The sequence below is a fragment of the Enterobacteriaceae bacterium ESL0689 genome (genome assembly GCA_029433525.1).
Classification (GTDB): Bacteria; Pseudomonadota; Gammaproteobacteria; order Enterobacterales; family Enterobacteriaceae; genus JAQTIF01.
This window is the reverse complement of the sequence record JAQTIF010000002.1, coordinates 508047-528156: the sequence shown is the minus strand read 5'-3', so window position 1 is coordinate 528156 and position 20110 is coordinate 508047. Positions and strand designations below refer to the sequence as shown.

General features: G+C 50.9%; 17 protein-coding genes and 2 pseudogenes. 7 read left to right on the top strand and 12 right to left on the bottom strand.

Annotated features, from left to right (window positions below):
- The first annotated feature begins 54 nt into the window (after positions 1-54).
- Positions 55-921 (top strand): L-threonine kinase, encoded by an 867-nt coding sequence (locus PT300_14270; GenBank protein MDF7681684.1) that lies wholly within the window; start codon positions 55-57, stop codon positions 919-921.
- 161 nt (positions 922-1082) lie between these two features.
- On the opposite strand, the gene nrdG is transcribed toward PT300_14270, so the two are convergent.
- The 7 genes and pseudogenes from nrdG to rraB form a co-directional block, all read right to left on the bottom strand.
- The gene (gene nrdG, locus PT300_14265) at positions 1083-1565 is read right to left on the bottom strand and encodes an anaerobic ribonucleoside-triphosphate reductase-activating protein (GenBank protein ID MDF7681683.1); all 483 of its coding nucleotides are present in this window, start codon (positions 1563-1565) and stop codon (positions 1083-1085) included.
- A 16-nt stretch (positions 1566-1581) separates the two neighbouring features.
- Positions 1582-3720 (bottom strand): anaerobic ribonucleoside-triphosphate reductase, encoded by a 2139-nt coding sequence (gene nrdD, locus PT300_14260; GenBank protein MDF7681682.1) that lies wholly within the window; start codon positions 3718-3720, stop codon positions 1582-1584.
- Positions 3721-4269: 549 nt separating this feature from the next.
- Positions 4270-4533, bottom strand: a complete 264-nt coding sequence (locus PT300_14255; protein MDF7681681.1) for a hypothetical protein — start codon at positions 4531-4533, stop codon at positions 4270-4272.
- Complete coding sequence (locus PT300_14250; protein MDF7681680.1) at positions 4533-5012, bottom strand: DUF2778 domain-containing protein; 480 nt, start codon at positions 5010-5012, stop codon at positions 4533-4535. The genes PT300_14255 and PT300_14250 overlap by 1 nt, the downstream gene beginning before the upstream one ends.
- 47 nt (positions 5013-5059) lie before the next feature.
- Positions 5060-5490, bottom strand: a pseudogene (gene tssD, locus PT300_14245) (type VI secretion system tube protein TssD).
- A 285-nt stretch (positions 5491-5775) separates the two neighbouring features.
- Positions 5776-5919 (bottom strand): hypothetical protein, encoded by a 144-nt coding sequence (locus tag PT300_14240; GenBank protein ID MDF7681679.1) that lies wholly within the window; start codon positions 5917-5919, stop codon positions 5776-5778.
- A gap of 239 nt (positions 5920-6158) precedes the next feature.
- Positions 6159-6572 (bottom strand): ribonuclease E inhibitor RraB, encoded by a 414-nt coding sequence (gene rraB, locus PT300_14235; GenBank protein ID MDF7681678.1) that lies wholly within the window; start codon positions 6570-6572, stop codon positions 6159-6161.
- A 174-nt stretch (positions 6573-6746) separates the two neighbouring features.
- Here rraB and argF point away from each other — a divergent pair, with 174 nt between their 5' ends.
- The 4 genes from argF to ridA all read left to right on the top strand — a co-directional run bounded on the left by argF (position 6747) and on the right by ridA (position 9834).
- Positions 6747-7757, top strand: coding sequence for an ornithine carbamoyltransferase (argF, locus tag PT300_14230; GenBank protein MDF7681677.1), 1011 nt, complete (start codon positions 6747-6749; stop codon positions 7755-7757).
- 205 nt (positions 7758-7962) lie between these two features.
- Positions 7963-8898, top strand: a complete 936-nt coding sequence (gene pyrB / locus PT300_14225; GenBank protein ID MDF7681676.1) for an aspartate carbamoyltransferase — start codon at positions 7963-7965, stop codon at positions 8896-8898.
- An 11-nt stretch (positions 8899-8909) separates the two neighbouring features.
- Entirely contained in the window at positions 8910-9371 is a 462-nt protein-coding gene (gene pyrI / locus PT300_14220; GenBank protein ID MDF7681675.1) for an aspartate carbamoyltransferase regulatory subunit, read from the top strand.
- A gap of 76 nt (positions 9372-9447) precedes the next feature.
- Positions 9448-9834 carry a 2-iminobutanoate/2-iminopropanoate deaminase gene (ridA, locus tag PT300_14215; GenBank protein MDF7681674.1) on the top strand — a complete coding sequence of 129 codons (387 nt, stop codon included), beginning with the start codon at positions 9448-9450 and terminating at the stop codon, positions 9832-9834.
- A gap of 47 nt (positions 9835-9881) precedes the next feature.
- On the opposite strand, the gene mgtA is transcribed toward ridA, so the two are convergent.
- The 5 genes and pseudogenes from mgtA to hrpB all read right to left on the bottom strand — a co-directional run bounded on the left by mgtA (position 9882) and on the right by hrpB (position 18627).
- Positions 9882-12590 carry a magnesium-translocating P-type ATPase gene (mgtA, locus tag PT300_14210; GenBank protein MDF7681673.1) on the bottom strand — a complete coding sequence of 903 codons (2709 nt, stop codon included), beginning with the start codon at positions 12588-12590 and terminating at the stop codon, positions 9882-9884.
- A gap of 392 nt (positions 12591-12982) precedes the next feature.
- Entirely contained in the window at positions 12983-13600 is a 618-nt protein-coding gene (locus PT300_14205; protein ID MDF7681672.1) for an RHS domain-containing protein, read from the bottom strand.
- Between the two features lie 502 nt (positions 13601-14102).
- Positions 14103-15002 (bottom strand): annotated as a pseudogene (locus PT300_14200) (IS3 family transposase).
- 120 nt (positions 15003-15122) lie between these two features.
- Positions 15123-15605, bottom strand: a complete 483-nt coding sequence (locus PT300_14195) for a transposase (GenBank protein ID MDF7681671.1) — start codon at positions 15603-15605, stop codon at positions 15123-15125.
- A 589-nt stretch (positions 15606-16194) separates the two neighbouring features.
- A complete protein-coding gene (hrpB, locus tag PT300_14190; GenBank protein MDF7681670.1) occupies positions 16195-18627 on the bottom strand; it encodes an ATP-dependent helicase HrpB in 2433 nt (810 codons plus the stop codon).
- 135 nt (positions 18628-18762) lie between these two features.
- On the opposite strand from hrpB, the gene sfsA reads away from it, so the two are divergent.
- Positions 18763-19479 carry a DNA/RNA nuclease SfsA gene (gene sfsA, locus PT300_14185; protein ID MDF7681669.1) on the top strand — a complete coding sequence of 239 codons (717 nt, stop codon included), beginning with the start codon at positions 18763-18765 and terminating at the stop codon, positions 19477-19479.
- Between the two features lie 155 nt (positions 19480-19634).
- Positions 19635-20090, top strand: a complete 456-nt coding sequence (dksA, locus tag PT300_14180) for an RNA polymerase-binding protein DksA (GenBank protein ID MDF7681668.1) — start codon at positions 19635-19637, stop codon at positions 20088-20090.
- The last annotated feature ends 20 nt before the right edge of the window (positions 20091-20110 follow it).

The following is a 20110-nucleotide window of genomic DNA, read 5'->3' as shown; positions in this document are numbered from 1 at the left end:
AGTGCAATAGCCATGACACTATGCCTGCGGATGACGAATAAAAAAGGGAAGCGTATGGCCATTGCACAATGTCCTGCATCATGTGGTGAACTTATCCAGGGCTGGATTTCGGGGAGTGAAAAACTTATCTCCTGTCCAGTGGGATGGTACAGCACCGTTGAAATCAGTTCAGGCACGCCCTGTGTTAATGAACGCCCGCTTTCCCGCGCGATGGTCAACCAACTACTCCACCACTGGCACTATCCCCAACAATTAAGTCAGGCGATTCGTATCGATATCACTTCGACCATTCCGCTGGCGAAAGGTATGGCCAGCAGTACCGCCGATATCGCTGCGACCGCAGTAGCAACAGCCCACTATCTGGGAGAAAAGCTGGATGAGCGCACGCTGGCCGCACTGTGTGTCTCACTCGAACCCACTGACAGTACCATTTTTCACCAGTTAACGCTGTTTGATCACCATCATGCTACGACGCAATTGCCCTGTGGCACCCCGCCACCACTTGATTTGTTGATTCTTGAAAGTCCACAGACACTGCGTACCGCTGATTATCACCGTCTGCCCCGGCAGGCAGAATTATATGCCGCAGCTCCCACACTGCAGCAAGCATGGGAAAAGTTACAGCAAGCCTGCATTCAGCAGAGTCCCTCTCTGATGGGCGAAGCCACCACGCTGAGCGCTATCGCCAGCCAGAAACTGTTACCTAAACCGGGCTTTACCCGGCTGTTATCGATCGTTGAATCATGTGATTTATACGGCCTTAATGTGGCGCACAGTGGCAGCGTGGTTGGTTTGCTGGTTAACAGAGAGGTGCATGATCTTGAGCGTGTACAGTGGCTGTTAAATCAGCAACAACTGACGCGATTCTGGCCACAACAGCATCTGCTAAGAATGGTGCCGGGCGGCGTAACATTACTCTAACATTATCATTAGTCGCAGGTTGACAAGTTTTTTATTTTCGAAAATAAAATTCACTATCAACCTGTTTTATCAGTGATATATGACATCCTGTTATTCAAAAAATCAGGAATACGCGGTATGCCTGCTGAACCAGGCAACCGTTAGCATTAGAGCCTATCCCATTAGGCTATTTTACTTGCCATTTGCAGATGATGTATTACCTGATTGCTACTGCCACGCCAGATGAGTGCGGGATCTTTTAAATCCTGGATAAATTTGCCATCTACCAGTACATTGATCAGACTGATCACTTCATTTTGCGCCGGATTAAGTTCCGCCAGTTTATAACCTGTCCACATCCAGATATCTTTCGCCGGACATTCAGCGCGAATGCGCTTTATCAGCATAAGCATATCCGGCAGATTATGGGGGTGCAGAGGATCACCACCAGAAAAAGAGATCCCCTGACGTTTGATGCGGGTATCGTTCAGGTCAGTGATGATCTGATCGGCCAGTTCCGCCGTGAAGGGCCTGCCGGAATCCACCCGCCAGGTACTCTGGTTATAGCAACCGGGACATTGATGAACACAGCCAGCGACAAACAGGGTACAACGTGTACCCGGCCCGTTAACGATATCCACCGGATAATACTGGTGATAATTCATATTAATTCAGCGCAGATTAACCGAGGTGTCCACTGGAGAGATGTTTGACCCGCCGTTTGACTTCTTCCTGCTTACCGGCATTAAATGGCCGTGCATCCGGGCTGCCGAGGTAACCACACACCCGCCGGGTAACCGAAACTCTGGCGGCGTCATGATTGCCACATTTCGGACAGGTAAATCCTTTACTGGTGCAGGAAAATTCACCGCTAAAGCCACACTCATAGCATTCGTCGATGGGGGTATTGGTGCCATAATAGGGCACATGCTGATAGCTATAATCCCAGACATCCTCCAGTGCTTTCAGGTTATGCTGGATATTGGGATATTCGCCATAGCAAATGAATCCCCCGTTGGCGAGAGGGGGATAAGGGGCTTCGAAATCAATCTTATCGTAGGGATTGACCTTTTTCTCGACATCCAGATGGAAACTATTGGTATAGTAACCTTTGTCGGTCACGCCTTTAATCACCCCAAATTCCGCCATATCAAGACGACAGAAACGATCACAGAGATTTTCGCTCGGTGTGCTGTATAGGCTGAAGCCATAGCCGGTTTCGTTTTTCCAGCGTTCAACCGCATCACGCAGATACTGAACAATCGCGATCCCTTTTTGCCGTAGTATTTCATGATCATAAATATGCTGGTTGCCAGACAGCGCGTTAATCGTTTCGTGGATGCCGATATAACCGAGCGAAATAGAAGCCCGACCATTTTTAAAGATCTCCGCGATATTATCATCCGCTTTCAGACGCACACCGCAGGCACCTTCCATATAGAGAATCGGCGCGACACGGGCTTTGACGCCCTCAAGGCGCGCGATACGTGTCATGAGGGCTTTACGCGCCAGTATCAGACGGCTATCCAGCAGCTTCCAGAAAGCGTTTTCGTCACCTTTTGCTTCGAGGGCAATACGTGGCAGATTGAGGCTGATAACACCAAGGTTATTGCGGCCATCGTGAATTTTCTCACCCTGTTCATTTTCCCATACCCCCAGGAAACTACGACAGCCCATCGGGGTTTTAAAGGAACCGGTAATCTTTACCACCTGATCGTAGTTCAGGATATCCGGATACATACGTTTACTCGCACACGCCAGCGCCAGTTGCTTTATATCATAGTTGGCATCGCCAGCTTTGTGGTTCAGGCCATCGCGGATGGTGAATACCAGTTTTGGGAATACCGCCGTCTTGCGATTTTTCCCCAGTCCAGCCAGACGATTCTGCAAAATGGATTGCTGAATCAGACGAGATTGCCAGCTTGTGCCAAGACCAAAACCAAAGGTGACAAAGGGCGTCTGACCATTGGCGGTATGCAGGGTATTAACTTCATATTCCAGCGACTGGAAAGCGTCATAGCACTCTTTTTCGGTGCGAGAACGCGCATAGCCTTCGGCGTCGGGAATTTGCCACTCTTCTGCTATTTTACGATGCTTATCAAAACTTTTACTGACAAAGGGAGCCAGCACTTCATCAATACGATTAATCGTCGTACCACCATAAATATGGCTGGCCACCTGAGCGATAATCTGTGCGGTAACGGCGGTGGCGGTAGAGATCGATTTCGGCGTTTCAATTTCAGCGTTCCCCATTTTAAAACCGTGGGTCAGCATACCGTTAATATCGATCAACATGCAGTTGAACATCGGGAAGAAAGGCGCATAGTCCAGATCATGGTAATGGATCTCTCCCCGTTCATGGGCCTGTACAACATCCTGTGGTAGCAGATGCTGACGGGCATAGTGTTTAGCCACAATACCGGCCAGTAAATCACGCTGCGTCGGGATAACTTTGCTATCTTTGTTGGCATTTTCATTGAGCAAAGAGGCGTTGGTCTGTTCGACCAGGCCGCGAATTTCCTGATTCAGGCGGCTGCGCTTTTCGCGAGCGATATCGCGATCATGACGGTATTCGATATAGGCGCGCGCCAGTTGTTTGTAAGGCCCGGCCATCAACTGATTCTCAACCGCAGTCTGGATATCGTTGATATCAACGTGCTGATGTGCCTGCATTTGCTGGCTGACCGCGTCTGCCACGCTGGCACAATAATCCGCATCATCAACGCCTGATGCCTGCGCGGCTCGCAGAACCGCTTCTTTAATCCGTTCAGATTTAAACGGGACTTTACAACCATCACGTTTTATCACATGCGGTGTCATGATTACTCCAGTCTTTTAGAGAGCGAGTTATGTACAGAGGCAGAAAGTTATTCGCGATGATGCCATGCTTTTTACTGTCATTGCCGCTCAACCTGCCTTTGTGATCCCGATGCCATCAGCGTCCAGCGCGCGTCCGGCGAGGATGTTATTATGACGCATTAATACAATATATGGTGCTTATTTTTATTTTAATCTCCATATATAGTATCTGCATTCGGGATGTTTGCCATTTTATTGACCTGGCGCAAAGTAAAAAAGGGAATGTACAGCTCTCGGCCACTCCGGCGAACAAAAACTATGTCGGCGACGAGGGTGAGATGCTCCGCACCGTCAACGATGTGATTTTCTACAACCTTCAGAACGGAGTCTGACGCCTTCTGCGATTTCCTGCTGGTGATGTTGCTAAGTGATCGGGGTGCATAACTATGCGCATCCTCTGAAACTCTCCTGGTGAGATTCAGGCGTTTTTCGTGTAGGATAGAGGTGTTTTATAAGGCTCAGGGCTAAAAACAGCCCTGAGAACGTTTCTGTCGGTGCGCGCAACGGGTGTTATGGTAAATTATTCCTGCGCCTCAATCGCTGCGTAATAGCGAGAGAAAGGAACATAAAAACGATGTTTATCACCAGCGACAGAAGCAGGACTATCGACATAAACCAGTTATCCCATACGTTTTCTTCTATGAAAATGTCGTAGCGTTCCCGAATGAAAAAATAGACTTCTCTCTCCGGAAACAATGCAAACACCAGCACAAAAAAGACGATGTAGGAAATGGCAAATAGCGCCCACAACAACACGAATTTAGACACTTTCATCAGTACACCTGTACAGTGCCATAAGCCACTAATGACGGGCTTACATGAAACGTGGCTGTGTGCATCAGTGCTTGATAAATAATCTCATAATGTGACCTGCCCGGAAAGGTTATGCAGCCCTCTGAAATTCCTGCATAGCCCGCTGGGTGTAGGCGGAAATTGCCACGTTTCACACCCTCGATGAACGTGTGATCGTTTATATCGCCATCGTCTTTATACAGAGCAAACCATACATCACGATCCGAACCGCTGATAACGGACGACACAAAATCGCGCAGCCCCGGAAAGCTACCGCCTGTAGGTCTACTCACAATATAATAACGGCCTGTAGGTAGTGGCCCGACCTCCGGCTTTGCTATGTCATTGGGGTTGTTTCGAGTAGAACCAGCATATCCCGAATAAGCAGGGAAAAAACCCACGCCAGGACAACTGAAAGTAGACATATTCTGACCGTTTAGCCTGAATGTGCATCTAATCATCTGTCATTCCACGAGTCAGTGAAAATAATGTTCCCGTCGTTGTGCTTCTATGTGATTTTTTCGTAACTCAACGATACAGACTCAAGGTGATTATGCTTTTCTGTCGCCGGGTTTTTGCAGTCGTACATAAGTGGGCAAACCGCAACCACTTTCACGCCTTCTAGCAGCATGTTGAAGTATTCGACTTCCTGACCTGCATGGTCGATTTTGTACCATTTGAATTCTGCTGATTGCAGAGTCTGACCTGTTGAGACAGCTTTATAGAGGTACGGGCTAGAGCTGTCGAACTCCTTTTCAAAAGTAATCGGGCTGTGCTTGCGTGTGCCAGTCACTTTCCCTGTCGATGAGTCTGTAGGCAAAAATATACCGTGTCCAAACCCCAGAATTTCTATGCTGCCGTCTCGGTTCTGAACATCGACAGAGCCCATTACCTGGGAACCCCATCATCTTTGAGCCATAAATAAGCTGGAATTGCCATTCGAAATAATCCTTTTATCCGTATGAAGGGAGTGGATTTTCTTCTATAAGTGGCTATAAATCAAATATTCAGGCAAAAAAAACTAATGCCCCCATGGTAGGTACACCAGAAAACAGGGGCGGAGCGACCAGCATCAGGTTGATCTTTTTGGATTTTGATTGTGTGGGGGTTGTGCCAGAACCTGGCGATCGCACTTCACCGCTACTGCTGCCTTGAAACTCACTTTATCAGGTGCCAGTCATCGTACTGCGGTAAATGTCAAGACAGTTGTCACCCCTGTTTAATTTAAGCTGCCTGTTTTTCCCGTTCCGGATTCAGCGTTACCGGGCCCTCCGGCTGCCAGTTTCTTGTCTTCCCTGACCCGCGCTCCGAATGCGCTTTCTGTGCCTGACGATACCCAGGATTTGCCTGTGCTGACCCTACCCTCATCCTGTGCGCCTTCACCGCTTTCGGCTGACAGTTTCGGATTGAGCCGCACCACTCGCTCCTGCGGTTAATCTGTGGCGACGTTGTCCCTGAGGCTTTGCACCCTGGGATTACTCTCAACGCGCAGTCGGGTAGGGAACCGCGGGTAAGACAGCGGGTTTCTTTGCGCCTCTTACTCCATACGGGCTGAAACAATCACAGAAGCAGCCTCGTACCGCACCACAGAATTTCTGACACTCTCCTTAATGACGTATATCGTCCCCATCTCCGTTATCATCATCCTGATGATCATCTTCTCCATGGGGATCTTCATAGTAAGTCCCCCAGCCGTCATACATGACATCGAATTTTTCTACCAGATCCAGTAGCTGCTCAACCTGGGTATCGATCAGATCGACATGCAGCGCGCTTTCACGAACGATATCACAACAGATAACCACCTGATCTTCTTCAATCTCCAGTTCTTCAGGTTCGGTCACTTCGTAACCCAGGCGGAATGCTTCGAGAGCCACTTTCTCTAATGTTTCTAAATCATCAGCGGAAAGATGGTGCTCAATGGTATATAAAGCGTCTGGATCACTCCCGTCCGCCAGCAATTCTTCAATAATTAAGCGGGTCTCTTCACGCTGCTCTTTCAGTTGATCTGAGTTTGCCATGGTTCGTTCCTCATAATAATTCTCATGTACGACAGAGTAGCATCTATTGTCACACACCACTGTGATTGCCTCTACTCTTGAATAAAATATTTCTACACCAGGCTTGAAAATGAATATTAATTTACTTAAAGTGAATTTAAATTCATTTAACAGCCTGAGCTATGCGAGGAAATTATGCCTGATTTTCATCACCAGCATTTTCTGAAATTACTTGATTTTACCCCCGCAGATATCACCATTCTGCTGGAGCTAGCGGCTAAATTGAAAAATAACAAGAAAAACGGGAAAGAGACCCCCTGTCTGATGGGTAAAAACATTGCGCTGATCTTTGAAAAAGATTCGACCCGTACACGTTGCGCTTTCGAAGTTGCGGCCGCTGATCAGGGGGCGCACACCACTTATCTTGGTTCGGGGGGGAATCAGATTGGTCATAAAGAGTCCATTAAGGATACCGCTCGTGTGCTGGGACGCATGTATGATGCGATTCAATATCGTGGTTATGGACAGGATGTTGTTGAGACACTCGCGCGTTATTCCGGTGTGCCGGTGTGGAATGGCCTGACGGATGAATACCATCCGACGCAATTGCTGGCTGATTTACTGACGATGCAGGAACATTTACCGGCCAAAGCATTGAACGAAATGATTCTGGTCTATGTCGGCGATGCCCGCAACAATATGGGAAACTCCATGCTGGAAGCGGCGGCGCTCACCGGATTAGATTTACGCCTGGTCGCACCGAAAGCCTGCTGGCCAGAGGCCGAGCTGGTGATGAAATGCCAGGCGCTGGCCCGGAAAAACGGCGGTGATATCACCCTGACAGAAGATATTGCCAGTGGCGTAAAGAGCGCTGATTTTATCTATACCGATGTCTGGGTTTCGATGGGAGAAGCAAAAGAAAAATGGGCTGAACGTGTGGCATTGTTGCGTGACTATCAGGTCAACAGTGACATGATGGCATTAACCGGTAATCCCCAGGTGAAATTTCTCCATTGTTTACCCGCGTTTCACGATGAAAAGACCACCCTTGGTAAAAAGATAGCAGAGGAGTTCGGTTTACAGGGAGGCATGGAAGTGACGGATGAAGTGTTCGAATCACCAGCCAGTATTGTTTTTGATCAAGCAGAAAACCGGCTGCATACCATCAAAGCGGTCATGGTTGCTACCCTGGGAAAGTCAGAGTGAATATTAATCACTTGAATAAATAGTTAATCTGCGTATAATCCCGCCCGATTTTCCGGGAGGTAATATGGTTTACAGAGCACGACATTTTATACTGCTACGCCTGAAAACAGGCATCGGTATTGCGTTCTCTTCTGCGTTATCTCACCCATTTCAGGTAGCCCCTTTTTGAAGGGGCTTTTTTTTGCCTTGATATCAGGAGATAAAGATGGTTAATCCGCTATATCAAAAGCATATCATTTCCATAAACGATCTTAGTCGTACCGATCTTGAGCGGGTGCTGATGACAGCGGCAAAACTGAAAGCCACGCCACAGCCAGAATTACTCAGACATAAAGTGGTGGCCAGCTGTTTCTTTGAAGCCTCAACCCGTACCCGTTTGTCATTCGAAACGGCCATACATCGCCTCGGCGCCAGTGTGGTGGGCTTTTCTGATAGTCACAACACATCGCTGGGAAAAAAGGGGGAAACCCTGGCGGATACCATTTCGGTCATCAGTACCTATGTCGACGCGATTGTCATGCGCCACCCACAAGAAGGCGCCGCGCGGCTGGCAACCGAATTTTCCCGTGGTATTCCGGTACTTAATGCAGGTGACGGCGCGAATCAGCATCCGACCCAGACATTGCTCGATCTGTTCACGATTCAGGAAACACAAGGACGACTGGAACATCTTAATATCGCGATGGTCGGCGATCTCAAATATGGTCGTACTGTACACTCGCTGGCACAAGCGCTGGCGAAATTTACAGGCAACCGTTTCTATTTTATCGCCCCTGATGCCCTGGCGATGCCACACTCTATTTGCACCATGCTGGACGAGAGAGGGATCACATGGAGTCGGCATAATGCCATCGATGAAGTGATCGAAGATGTTGATATTCTGTATATGACCCGGGTACAGAAAGAGCGCCTTGATCCCTCGGAATATGCCAATGTCAAAGCACAGTTTGTGCTGCATGCCGCCGATCTGAACGCGGCGCGTCATACCATGAAGGTGCTGCATCCACTGCCACGGGTTGACGAAATCGCTACCGATGTCGATAAAACACCTTATGCCTGGTATTTCCAGCAGGCCGGTAATGGTATTTTTGCTCGCCAGGCGTTACTGGCGCTGGTACTTAACAGAGAGCTGGAGCTATGAGAGGAACCACGATGAGGCACGATAATAAATTGCAGGTAGAAGCGATAAAATGTGGCACCGTTATTGATCATATTCCGGCACAGATGGGGGTTAAATTACTGACTCTCTTCCGGCTGGCGGAAACCGATCAGCGTATCACCATTGGTCTGAATCTGCCGTCAGACGAAATGGGGCGCAAGGATCTGGTGAAAATAGAAAATACGTTCCTGACTAACGACCAGGTTAATCAGCTCGCGCTGTATGCGCCGCAGGCGACGGTGAATCATATCGACAACTATCAGGTGACCGAAAAATTCCATCCTGTTCTGCCGGAGCGGATCGATAATGTGCTGAACTGCCCGAACAGTAACTGTATCAGCCATGCTGAACCGGTCTTTTCCTGCTTTGCGGTGAAAAAACGTCAAGATGATATTGCACTGAAGTGTAAATACTGTGAAAAAGAGTTTTCATATTATGTGGTTCTGGCCGGTTGACTAATGATTTCCGGGCTCGCTGATTCTATAATAATCAGCGAAAACACGCTTTTATTATCTAAATTAAGGAGAAATTATGTCTCAGATTATCACCACGGAAAATGCGCCTGCCGCGATTGGCCCTTACGTGCAGGGTGTTGACCTGGGTAGCATGATCATCACTTCTGGTCAGATCCCGGTTGATCCGAAAACCGGTAGCGTGGCCAGTGATATTGCGGCCCAGACCCGACAATCGCTGGAAAACGTCAAAGCTATTGTCGAAGCGGCTGGACTGAAAACCGGTGATATTGTGAAAACGACGGTATTTGTTAAAGATTTGCAGGATTTTGCTATCGTCAACGCCACTTACGAAGCCTTCTTCACGGAACATCACGCGGCTTTTCCGGCGCGTTCCTGTGTCGAAGTGGCTCGCTTGCCGAAAGATGTGAAAATTGAAATTGAAGCGATCGCAGTACGTCGCTAATTCCCGCCTTTCCCCGGCTCATGCTGAGAACCGGGGAAAGCTATTTATTACTGCCAGCCATAGCGGCGGCTGTAAATCCCCTTCACCAGTTGCGTCAGCGTCATATAGCCCACCAGAATGGCGATCAGCCACGGGAAATAGCTCAGTGGCAGTGCCTGTAACTGCAGATAAGGCGCCAGTGGTGAGAATGGCAGCGCAATACCGATGGCCATCACCAATAATGTCATGACGAACAAAGGCCATGCCGCGCGGCTTTGAATAAAAGGGATATGCCTGGTACGGATCATATGGACAATCAGTGTCTGTGACAGTAGCCCCTCGACAAACCAGCCTGACTGAAAAAGAGTTTGCATTTGTGGCGTGTCCGCATGAAAAACCCACCACATCAGACAGAAAGTCAGAATATCAAAGATGGAGCTTATCGGGCCAAAGAAGATCATGAAACGCCCCAGTTCTGCCGGGTCCCAGCGTTGTGGGCGACGAATTTGCTCATCATCGACATTATCAAACGGGATCGCCACCTGAGAGATATCATACAGCAGATTCTGGATCAGCAAGTGCAATGGCAGCATGGGCAGGAAGGGCAAAAAGGCGCTGGCCACCAGCACGCTAAAGACATTGCCAAAATTCGAACTGGCGGTCATTTTGATGTACTTCAGCATGTTGCTAAAAGTACGCCGTCCTTCAATCACCCCCTCTTCCAGCACCATCAGGTTCTTTTCCAGCAGAATGATATCCGCCGCTTCACGCGCAATATCGACGGCACCATCAACCGAAATACCAATGTCCGCCGCGCGAAGTGCCGGGGCATCGTTAATACCATCTCCCATGAAGCCCACGACATGGCCTTCACGTTTGAGCAGTGTCACAATACGCTCTTTATGTAACGGCGTGAGGCGCGCAAACAATATGGTGCCTTTTGCCAGCGTCGCCAGCTCATCATCATTAAGTGTGTCAATCTGGCTACCTGTTATCACCTCACCCGGTTCGAGCCCCACTTCGCGGCAAACTTTCGCCGCTACCAGTTCACTGTCTCCGGTCAGAATTTTTACCGTGATCCCGCTGGCTTTCAGCGCTTTCAGCGCTGGCGCGGTGGTCTCTTTTGGCGGATCGAGGAAAGCAATATAGCCTTCCAGGGTCAGATCTGACTCATCGGCCCGCTGATAATCACCCGTCCGGGCGGGTAAAGTACGGGTCGCGACGGCCACCACACGCAGCCCCTGACGGTTGAGAGTATTGGTCACGGTCTTGATCCGGCGCAACATCGTATCGTCTAACGGTACGATTTCACCGTTATAACGTACCCAGGCGGAAGCATTGAGGATCTCCTGCAGTGCCCCTTTACAGATAAGCTGATGAACGTCCTCCTGTTCACTGACCACCACTGACATGCGGCGGCGCTCAAAGTCAAACGGGATCTCATCCACTTTCTGCCAGCGTTCGGCGAGCTGACGTGCCGTCTCCAGCTCCACACCTTCCAGCACAGCGGTATCAAGCAGGTTTTTCAGCCCGGTCTGATAGTGGCTGTTCAGCCAGGCGTTATGCAGCACGCGATCACTCGTCTTGCCGGAGATATCAATATGATTTTCCAGTACGATTTTATCCTGGGTCAGCGTGCCGGTTTTGTCGGTACACAGAATATCCATCGCCCCAAAGTTCTGAATCGCATCAAGATGCTTAACAATCACTTTCTGCTTCGACAATTTGACGGCCCCACGCGCCAGGGTGGAGGTCACGATCATCGGCAACATTTCTGGCGTCAGCCCCACGGCGACGGAAAGCGAAAATAGGGCCGCCTCCCACCAGTCACCTTTGGTGTAGCCATTAATCAGCAAGACCACAGGTGCCATAACCAGCATAAAACGGATCAGCAACATACTGACCCGGCTAATGCCTTTCTGAAAGGCATTCGGTTCACTCCCCTGGGCGCTGACTCGCCCAGCCAGTTGCCCGAACCAGGTATTGCCACCGGTGGCAAATACCAGTGCCTGGGCGGTGCCGCTGACGACATTCGTGCCCATAAAACATAAGGTATCGCACTCCAGCGGATTGTTCTGTTGTGGATCGCGACAGTAAGCCACTTTTTCGACCGGTAATGATTCGCCGGTGAGCGACGCCTGGGCGACAAACAGATCTCTGGCTTTGAAAATACGCAGATCGGCCGGGATCATGTCTCCGGCTGAGAGTTTAACAATGTCGCCAGGCACCAGCTGATCTATCGGCAACTCCTGCCAGCGACTTTCACCTTGTTCATTAATGACCCGCAGGACGGTCGCAGTATTGCTGACCATCGCTTTCAGGGCATCAGCTGCTTTTGTTGATCGTGATTCCTGAATAAAGTTAAGCAGCGTGGAAATGGCGACCATTAAGGCGATCACCCCTGCGGCAAACAGATCTTCTGTTGCATAGGAAATAATGCCCAGCACAGTCAGCAACAAATTAAACGGATTGCGGTAGCAGATCCATAAATGTACCCACCACGGTGCCGGTTTCTGTGCCGGAATTTGATTGCTGCCGTAGTGCGCCAGTTTATCTGCGACTTCGCTTTGATTAAGCCCTTCCGGATGACTGGCAAAGGTATGCCAGAGTTGATTTTCATCCATGGCAGCGACTTTCAGGCATTGTGTGCTTAACGAATCCGGGATCGGGACACTGACCAGATGGCGGGTATCCGGTAGTGGATCGCGCTGAACCAGTCGGCGCGGTAAGTGGCGATGAAATTGTGCAAATAACTGGCGGGTGATATTTTTCAGCATTATTATCCCTCCACGCCTGGCGCGGCGCGGTACAACAGACAGGGACGAAAAAACGTGACCTGTTCGCTATGTTTATTTTATGGCTGGGACGTCAGAACGTCGCAGCTTTACGTTTCCGGTAAAGCAGCGCGATACCGGAAGGAAGATAGTTCTCTTGTCGATAAGAAGTGGGATCAGGGTCCATAGCACCTCCGGTAGATGAGTAAAAAATACCCGGCAGCATCAGGACTGTTTTACTGGCCATTTGGCTGCAGAACCGTAGCAGAAATTTTCACACCGTATTTTACGGCGATAACTTTTCTGCACTGTCGGTGATCAGACTGATAGCATCCATCGCACCTGATGAACGCTTATGCCCGGGGATCTATTTGTAACAGTTATAGATATAATAATCATGTCTGGCTAAACCGTAGCTCAACCAGATTTTGCTTAGGGTATCCCGCAATAGGATAAGTACTGGCTTGCGAAGGCAGGTACAGGAGGCTCTGCGGCGCGGTGAGATGATCGCTGGCAAGGCCAGTCGGGCCCTGGCTGATAAAGCGGCCGCACTCCGGATCGTAGTAGCGAAAACGATTATAGTGTAATCCTGTTTCTTCGTCATGGTATTGTCCCTGATAACGCAGCGGCTGGTGGATTTCATCTTCGTTGCAGGCTCTCACCTGTGCAGTGCGGCCCCAGCCGTGGTAGTCGGCCCACCAGACGATATTACCTTCTGCGTCAGTCAGTTCGCGCGGCAGACCGGAGGCGTCATTGTGATACCAGTATATCCGTGCCTCTTTTTTGTCCTCGCCCGTCCGGTGGGTGATTTGCGCCAGCGAGGCGAAGCCGTGCTCGTCTTCATAAATCCATAAGTGGCTGCGCTGGTCGCTGATTTCGTTCAGCAGCCGGTCGCTATCCCAGATAAAGACCGTGACCCTGCTGGCATCCTGTTTCCACATTTGGCGGCTAAAACCGTCATAGCCGTAGCGGCTGCGCTGAGTTTTGCCGTTGCGGGTGCTGATGACTGCCACCAGCTAATATTTCGCTGACTGAGGTTAACCTGAATGCTATGACCGCCTGAGCGCTCATCTTTAATATGGTGGTAGTTACACAGAATGATTTACAGAGTCCTGGCGTATTTCATCTTCTTTGAAGTGTAGAGGTATAGCTATAGCTTGAAGTGCTTCAATTCTAAACGGACCGGATGCTTCTACTAAATGGCATACCATTAGCTACAAGCTCGCCCAAAACCAGATTCGGGATGATAGGGGCATTGGTGCATATGTTATGCGTGTTTTTGAGCTTCGGTGATAGTGGGGGCATTATTGGGGGCATGTGATTATTCTAAGCGTGAAATATTCATCTTTATCAGTAAGTTGTGAGTTTGGTTTCATTCCTATTATCGCACCATAAAATCAATAAGTTATAAAAATCCCCTCATAAAACATGTTAGCACTAAAACACTTCTCAATAAGCCTGGTTTGAAGAGAAGGCGGCCGGTAAGTGTCAAGACAGTTGTCACCCCTGGTTAATTTAAACTGCCTGTTTTTCCCGTTCCGGATTTAATGTTACCGGGCCCTCCGGCTGCCAGTTTCTTGTCCTCCCTGACCCGCGCTCCGGATGCGCTTTCTGTGCCTGACGATACAGTTCATCACGCTGTTTCAGCAGGGCCTTGTCTTCACCACGATGCCGTTCTGCTGGCGTGACATAGCGTATTCCACTGTGACGGTGCTCTTCGTTATACCACCGGGTAAATTTCTCCACCCAGGTACGGGCATCCTCCAGCGTCCTGAACCCTGATGACGGCCACTGCGGCACATACTTCAGCGTCCGGAACAGCGATTCCACATACGCATTATCATTGCTCACCCGTGGCCGGCTGTGGGATGGCGTGATATTCAGCTCATGCAGTTTCACCTGCAGCGTCTGCGATTTCATCGCCGGACCGTTATCGGCGTGCAGAACCAGTGGCTGTCGCCAGCAGCCTTCCCGCATCACACTGCGCTGCATCAGGGCGGCTGCCTGTTCACCGCTTTCTGTCTCATGCACTTCGTAACCCGTGATTTTTCGGCTGTACAGGTCGGTTATCAGATACAGATAATACCAGCGGCCACTCACCACAGAGGGCAGCCAGGTGATGTCCCATGTCCACACCTGGCAGGGACCTGTCGCCGTAAAGGTCGTCGGGGCGGCCACCTTCTGCCGCCGGGCCTGACGTCCCCGCCGGTGAACCTCGCCGGAACGACGCAGTATGCGGTAAAAGGTCGATTCACTCGCCAGATAAACGCCTTTGTCTGCCAGACGCGGCACGATTTGCGACGGCGGCAGACTGGCATATTCAGGCTGATGACAGGCCTCCCGTATCTGCTGCTCTTCCTCAGGACTCAGGCGGTTAACCGGCACCGGTCTGACGGCCATCTTCCGGACTTTTTTGCCATCTTCTCCATGTCCGCAGACTCAGACTGACCTCCCGGCAGGCAACCCTGCGCCGGGCTCCGGCCGCGACAGTCTCATTAATCCACCGGATGAGCTGCTGGCGCTCATCCGCAGGCGTCAGTCGTCCCCGTCCGTTTCCCCGTAGTAATCCCTGAGCTTTTTTCGCAGTACCAGTATCGCTGCCGCCTCCGCCAGAGCTTTCTCCTTACGCACCAGCTCTCTCTTCAGTTGTTTAATCTCTTTCTGGCTCTGCTTCAGGGCCGCTTTATCTTCCAGCGCAGACGCCTGTAAAAAAGCCTGCTTCCACTGAATAATCTGTTCCGGATAAAGGCCATTTTTACGGCAGTATTCTGCCACTTCAGCCTCACTGAGTGTGGCGGTTTCGACTATCACGGCGAAGCGTGCTTCTGCTGACCACTGGTCGGTTGTTTTCTCTGCGCCGGGCACGGGCTTCCCCTCTGATTTGGCCTGATTACGCCAGTTACAGAGGGTAGCTTCGGATATTCCTTCCATTTGTGCAACAGTGGAAACCGTCATGTTGTAAGGAGGCAATAATTTAGCCAGTATCGCTGCTTTACGTTCAGGGGAAATACGTTTCATTTGTCACTCCATGCCCTCAGACTGATTTTTCAGAGGGGGTGACAACTATCCTGACACTGAGGGCAAAATTGCGCCTGCAATTTTGTGACGTCATCACCCCATAGCCCAGGATATGCATCCCATAATGCAGCAAAATTGAGTGCCATAAATTATCTCCAATATTCTGCTGGAACAGTTTTAGAGCCTATCCCATTAGGCTATTTTACTTGCCATTTTGTCCCTGGGCAGTGCTCGAAATCCTCACGTACTCCGTGTACGCTGCGGTTTCTCCGCGCTGTCCGTGTCCAAACTGGCTGCGCCAATAACGCCTGGTGGGATAGGCTCTTAATACCTTTTAAATTTTCAGAAATCAATTACGATAATTTGCTAATAACGAAAATGCATAACCAGTATTTTTTTATATAAAAAATACAACTCATTTTCTTTAATCTCTGCCGGTATTATGAAAAAAAGAGACAGGCAGGTACAGAAGAATATGGGACGGCGCTAAATATTATGAACTAAGCGCCTGGCCCATTAGGCTCTTAGTTAATTAATGGCGAGCAAGCGGATATTAATCCACAAAAAACCCGCATGATAGCGCGGTTGATCAGGTCCGTTTTTTGCTGCCTCGGGTCGCCGGGGTATGGGCAGGATCGTCTGGCCAGAAGTGTTTCGGATAACGGCCTTTCATCTCTTTTTGCACTTCGCGATAGGCACCGTGCCAGAAAGCGTTCAGATCACGGGTGATCTGCAACGGGCGGCGAGCAGGGGACAACAGTTCCAGGATCAGCGTAATCCGTCCGCTGGCGATGGTCGGTGTGCTGGCTTCGCCAAATATCTCCTGCATCCGTACTGCCAGTACCGGCGGATCGTCTGGCTGATAACGAAGGGCAATCCGGCTGCCGGTGGGGACGGTATAATGGGTCGGCAGTTCACTATCCAGCTTTTGCCGTAACGGCCACGGTAGCCAGTTCAGTAGCGCCTGATGAATATCCACCGCGTTCAGCGCACGCCAGCTGTCTACGCCACTCATATACGGTAGCAACCACGTTTCCAGCGCTGCCAGCAGTGAATCATCATCGACAGCAGGCCATTGTGCTTCCGTCAGCCATTGGGCGGCACAATGCAGACGCAGGCGTAACTGTTGCGCTTCCGTTGTCCAGTTGAGCACCGCCAGCCCCTTTCCACGAATGCCATTGAGCATCGCCTGATGCAGCACCGCTTCTGACGGTTTGGTCAGTGGCTGCGATTTTATGATCAGTTGCCCGATACGCTGTTGTCGCCAGGCCTTCAGCGTGCCGTGGGTTTCATGCCACTCCACCGTATCGGTGGTCTGCACCAGCGAGGGACATTGTTTGATCAACTCGTCGATATCGACAGGCAATGCCAGTAAAATCCGGGCATCCGCTGCCGTATTTCCCTGTAAGAGAAGTGGCGCAATCAGCCATTCGTGACGACACAGCGTATCGTCGGCATCCAGCATCGCGCCCATGCCATTGGCTAACTGGTAACGTCCCTCCTGACCACGGCGACGGGCAATACGATCAGCAAATGCCGGTGCCAGCAGGGGAGCCAGACGGCTAACATCAGGGAAACCACTGCGGCCGGCACAACGGCGTAATATTTGCTGCGTCCGTTGCCGCCAGTGATGTTGTTGATGGCTAAAGAGTGTGCTCAGATCGCGGCTTCCGGTGCGAGGCGGTTCTTCGAGGATGGCCATCAGTTGCGCGGCAGTCGCCAGATCATCAGGGTTATCGGCCACAGACAGCAACGCCCCCAGACGCGGTTCCAGCCCCAGCGTGGCCATTTTACGCCCGCGTGCTGACAAGCGGCCACCATCCAGCGCGGACAGCGTGGTTAATAAACGCTGTGCCGCCGCAAGACTGATGGCCGGAGGCAGATCCAGCCACTTCAGTTGGCCAGGATCGTGGCATCCCCACTGTAAAAGCTCCAGCAGTAAGGCCGAGAGATCGCTGCGTAATATTTCCGCTTCGCTCTGTCCGGCGGCACGTTCCGCCTGCTCTTTGCTGATCAGATGCAGGCAAACCCCGGCTTCCAGGCGTCCGGCACGCCCCGCACGCTGCACCATCGACGCCTGACTGATGCGCTGGGTGACCAATCGGGTCAGGCCACTACGGGCATTGAAGCGCGCCACCCGTTCGACAGCGCTATCCACCACCAGCCGAATGCCCTCAATCGTCAGGCTGCTTTCGGCGATATTGGTCGCCAGCACCACTTTGCGTTGGCCTGGCGGCGGTGGAAGGATCGCTTTACGCTGCTCACTGAGCGGCAGGGCACCGTACAGCGGACAGAGCAGTACATCGTCCGCGACGCGGTTGGCCAGTTGGGTTTGTACCCGCTGGATCTCGGCGACGCCAGGAAGAAACAGCAGTAACGATCCCGGCTCCTGACGCAGCAGTTCTGCCGTCACGCTGGCAACCGCTTCCTCAAAACGCTGATGTGTCGCCAGCGGCTGGAAACGGGTGGTGACCGGCCAGCCGCGTCCGGCAGAAACCACAACCGGTGCCGCCGGTAACCAGCGTTGTAGCCGGGGATTGTCCAGTGTCGCTGACATAATCAATAGTTTCAGATCGTCACGCAGCCCTTGCTGAATATCGAGCAGCAGTGCCAGCGCCAGATCCGCCTGTAAACTGCGCTCATGGAACTCATCGATAATCACCAGCCCGACGCCGTTAAGTTCAGGATCGTGCTGAATCATCCGTGTCAGGATACCTTCGGTGATCACCTCAAGGCGCGTGTCCGGCCCGATGCAGCTTTCTGCACGCATCCGGTAGCCGATCGTTTCGCCGGGTTGTTGATCGAGCAGTTCAGCCAGACGTTGCGCGACATTGCGTGCGGCGAGACGGCGTGGCTCCAGCATGAGAATGCGCCCATTAATCGCGCCGGAAGCCAGAATCTGTAATGGTAGCCAGGTCGATTTTCCGGCCCCTGTCGGCGCATTGAGCAGCACCTGGGGTGACTGGCGGAGTGCATCAAGGAGTTCAGCAAGAATAGCGGCAACCGGTAAGGATGAGGACACGAAAGACTCCGGAAATTAACAGGGACGACAGACATTGTAACATTCTGATCGTTTCATGAGTGGAGTCTGTTTTTTGCGATCGCGATCCGCGAGAATAGATCAGCCTATAACCCTGACGATAATAAAGGAAAGCAGATGCAGTTCGATCCTCCCTTACATTCCGCCCGTTTACTGAAACGTTATAAACGTTTTCTGGCGGATGTCGTCACCGACGATGGCCAGACGCTGACATTACACTGTCCGAATACCGGTGCAATGACGGGCTGCGCTACCCCCGGCGATATCGTCTGGTACTCCACCTCCAGCAATCCCCGTCGGCAATATCCCTGTAGCTGGGAACTGACGCAAACCCAGGGCGGGGCGCTTATCTGCGTTAATACGCTACGGGCGAACACGCTGGCAAAAGAGGCGATTCTGGCCGGGAATATCCCGCCGCTTTCAGGCTATAACAGATTGAAAACGGAAGTGAAATATGGCGAGGAACAGAGCCGTATCGATCTTTTATTGCAAGGTGATGATCGGCAAAATTGTTATGTTGAAGTAAAATCGGTCACCCTGGCCGAAGCGGGGCACGGTTATTTCCCCGATGCGGTCAGTGAGCGTGGCCAGAAGCATTTGCGTGAGCTTATGCATATCGTGGCAACAGGTCAGCGGGCGGTGATGTTATTCGTGGTGCTGCATTCGGCGATTGATCGTTTTTCACCCGCACATCATATCGATGCTCGCTATGGGCGGCTGTTAATGGAAGCGCAAAGTAAAGGTGTAGAAATTCTCGCTTATAAAGCGCAACTTTCTACTACAATGATGACGCTAAATAAGCCGCTTATTGTCGCATTAACTCATGGTCAATAGCCGACAGCGTAGTCAATATCTGCCTGTTTTACGGCACAAGATGATTTTCTGTGATGTTGAGAGAATTGCTATCCGCAAACGCATCTGTTATTTATAGCGGCCTGTTTTTTTCCCCCGACTATGGGGGTCGATTGTGCGTGTTAAGGAGAAACAACATGCAAGAAGGGCAAAACCGTAAAACATCGTCCCTGAGTATTCTCGCCATCGCTGGGGTGGAGCCGTATCAAGAGAAACCCGGTGAAGAGTATATGAACGAAGCCCAGCTAGCGCACTTCAAACGTATTCTTGAAGCCTGGCGCAATCAGCTCAGGGATGAAGTTAATCGTACTGTCACACATATGCAGGATGAGGCTGCTAACTTTCCGGACCCGGTAGACCGTGCCGCGCAGGAAGAGGAGTTCAGTCTCGAACTGCGTAATCGTGACCGCGAACGTAAATTAATCAAGAAAATTGAAAAAACACTGAAGAAAGTCGAGGACGAAGATTTCGGTTTCTGTGAATCCTGCGGTATCGAAATTGGTATTCGTCGCCTTGAAGCACGCCCCACTGCGGATCTGTGCATCGACTGCAAAACGCTGGCGGAAATTCGCGAAAAACAGATGGCCGGTTAATCTGTTGCGCGATCCGCGCT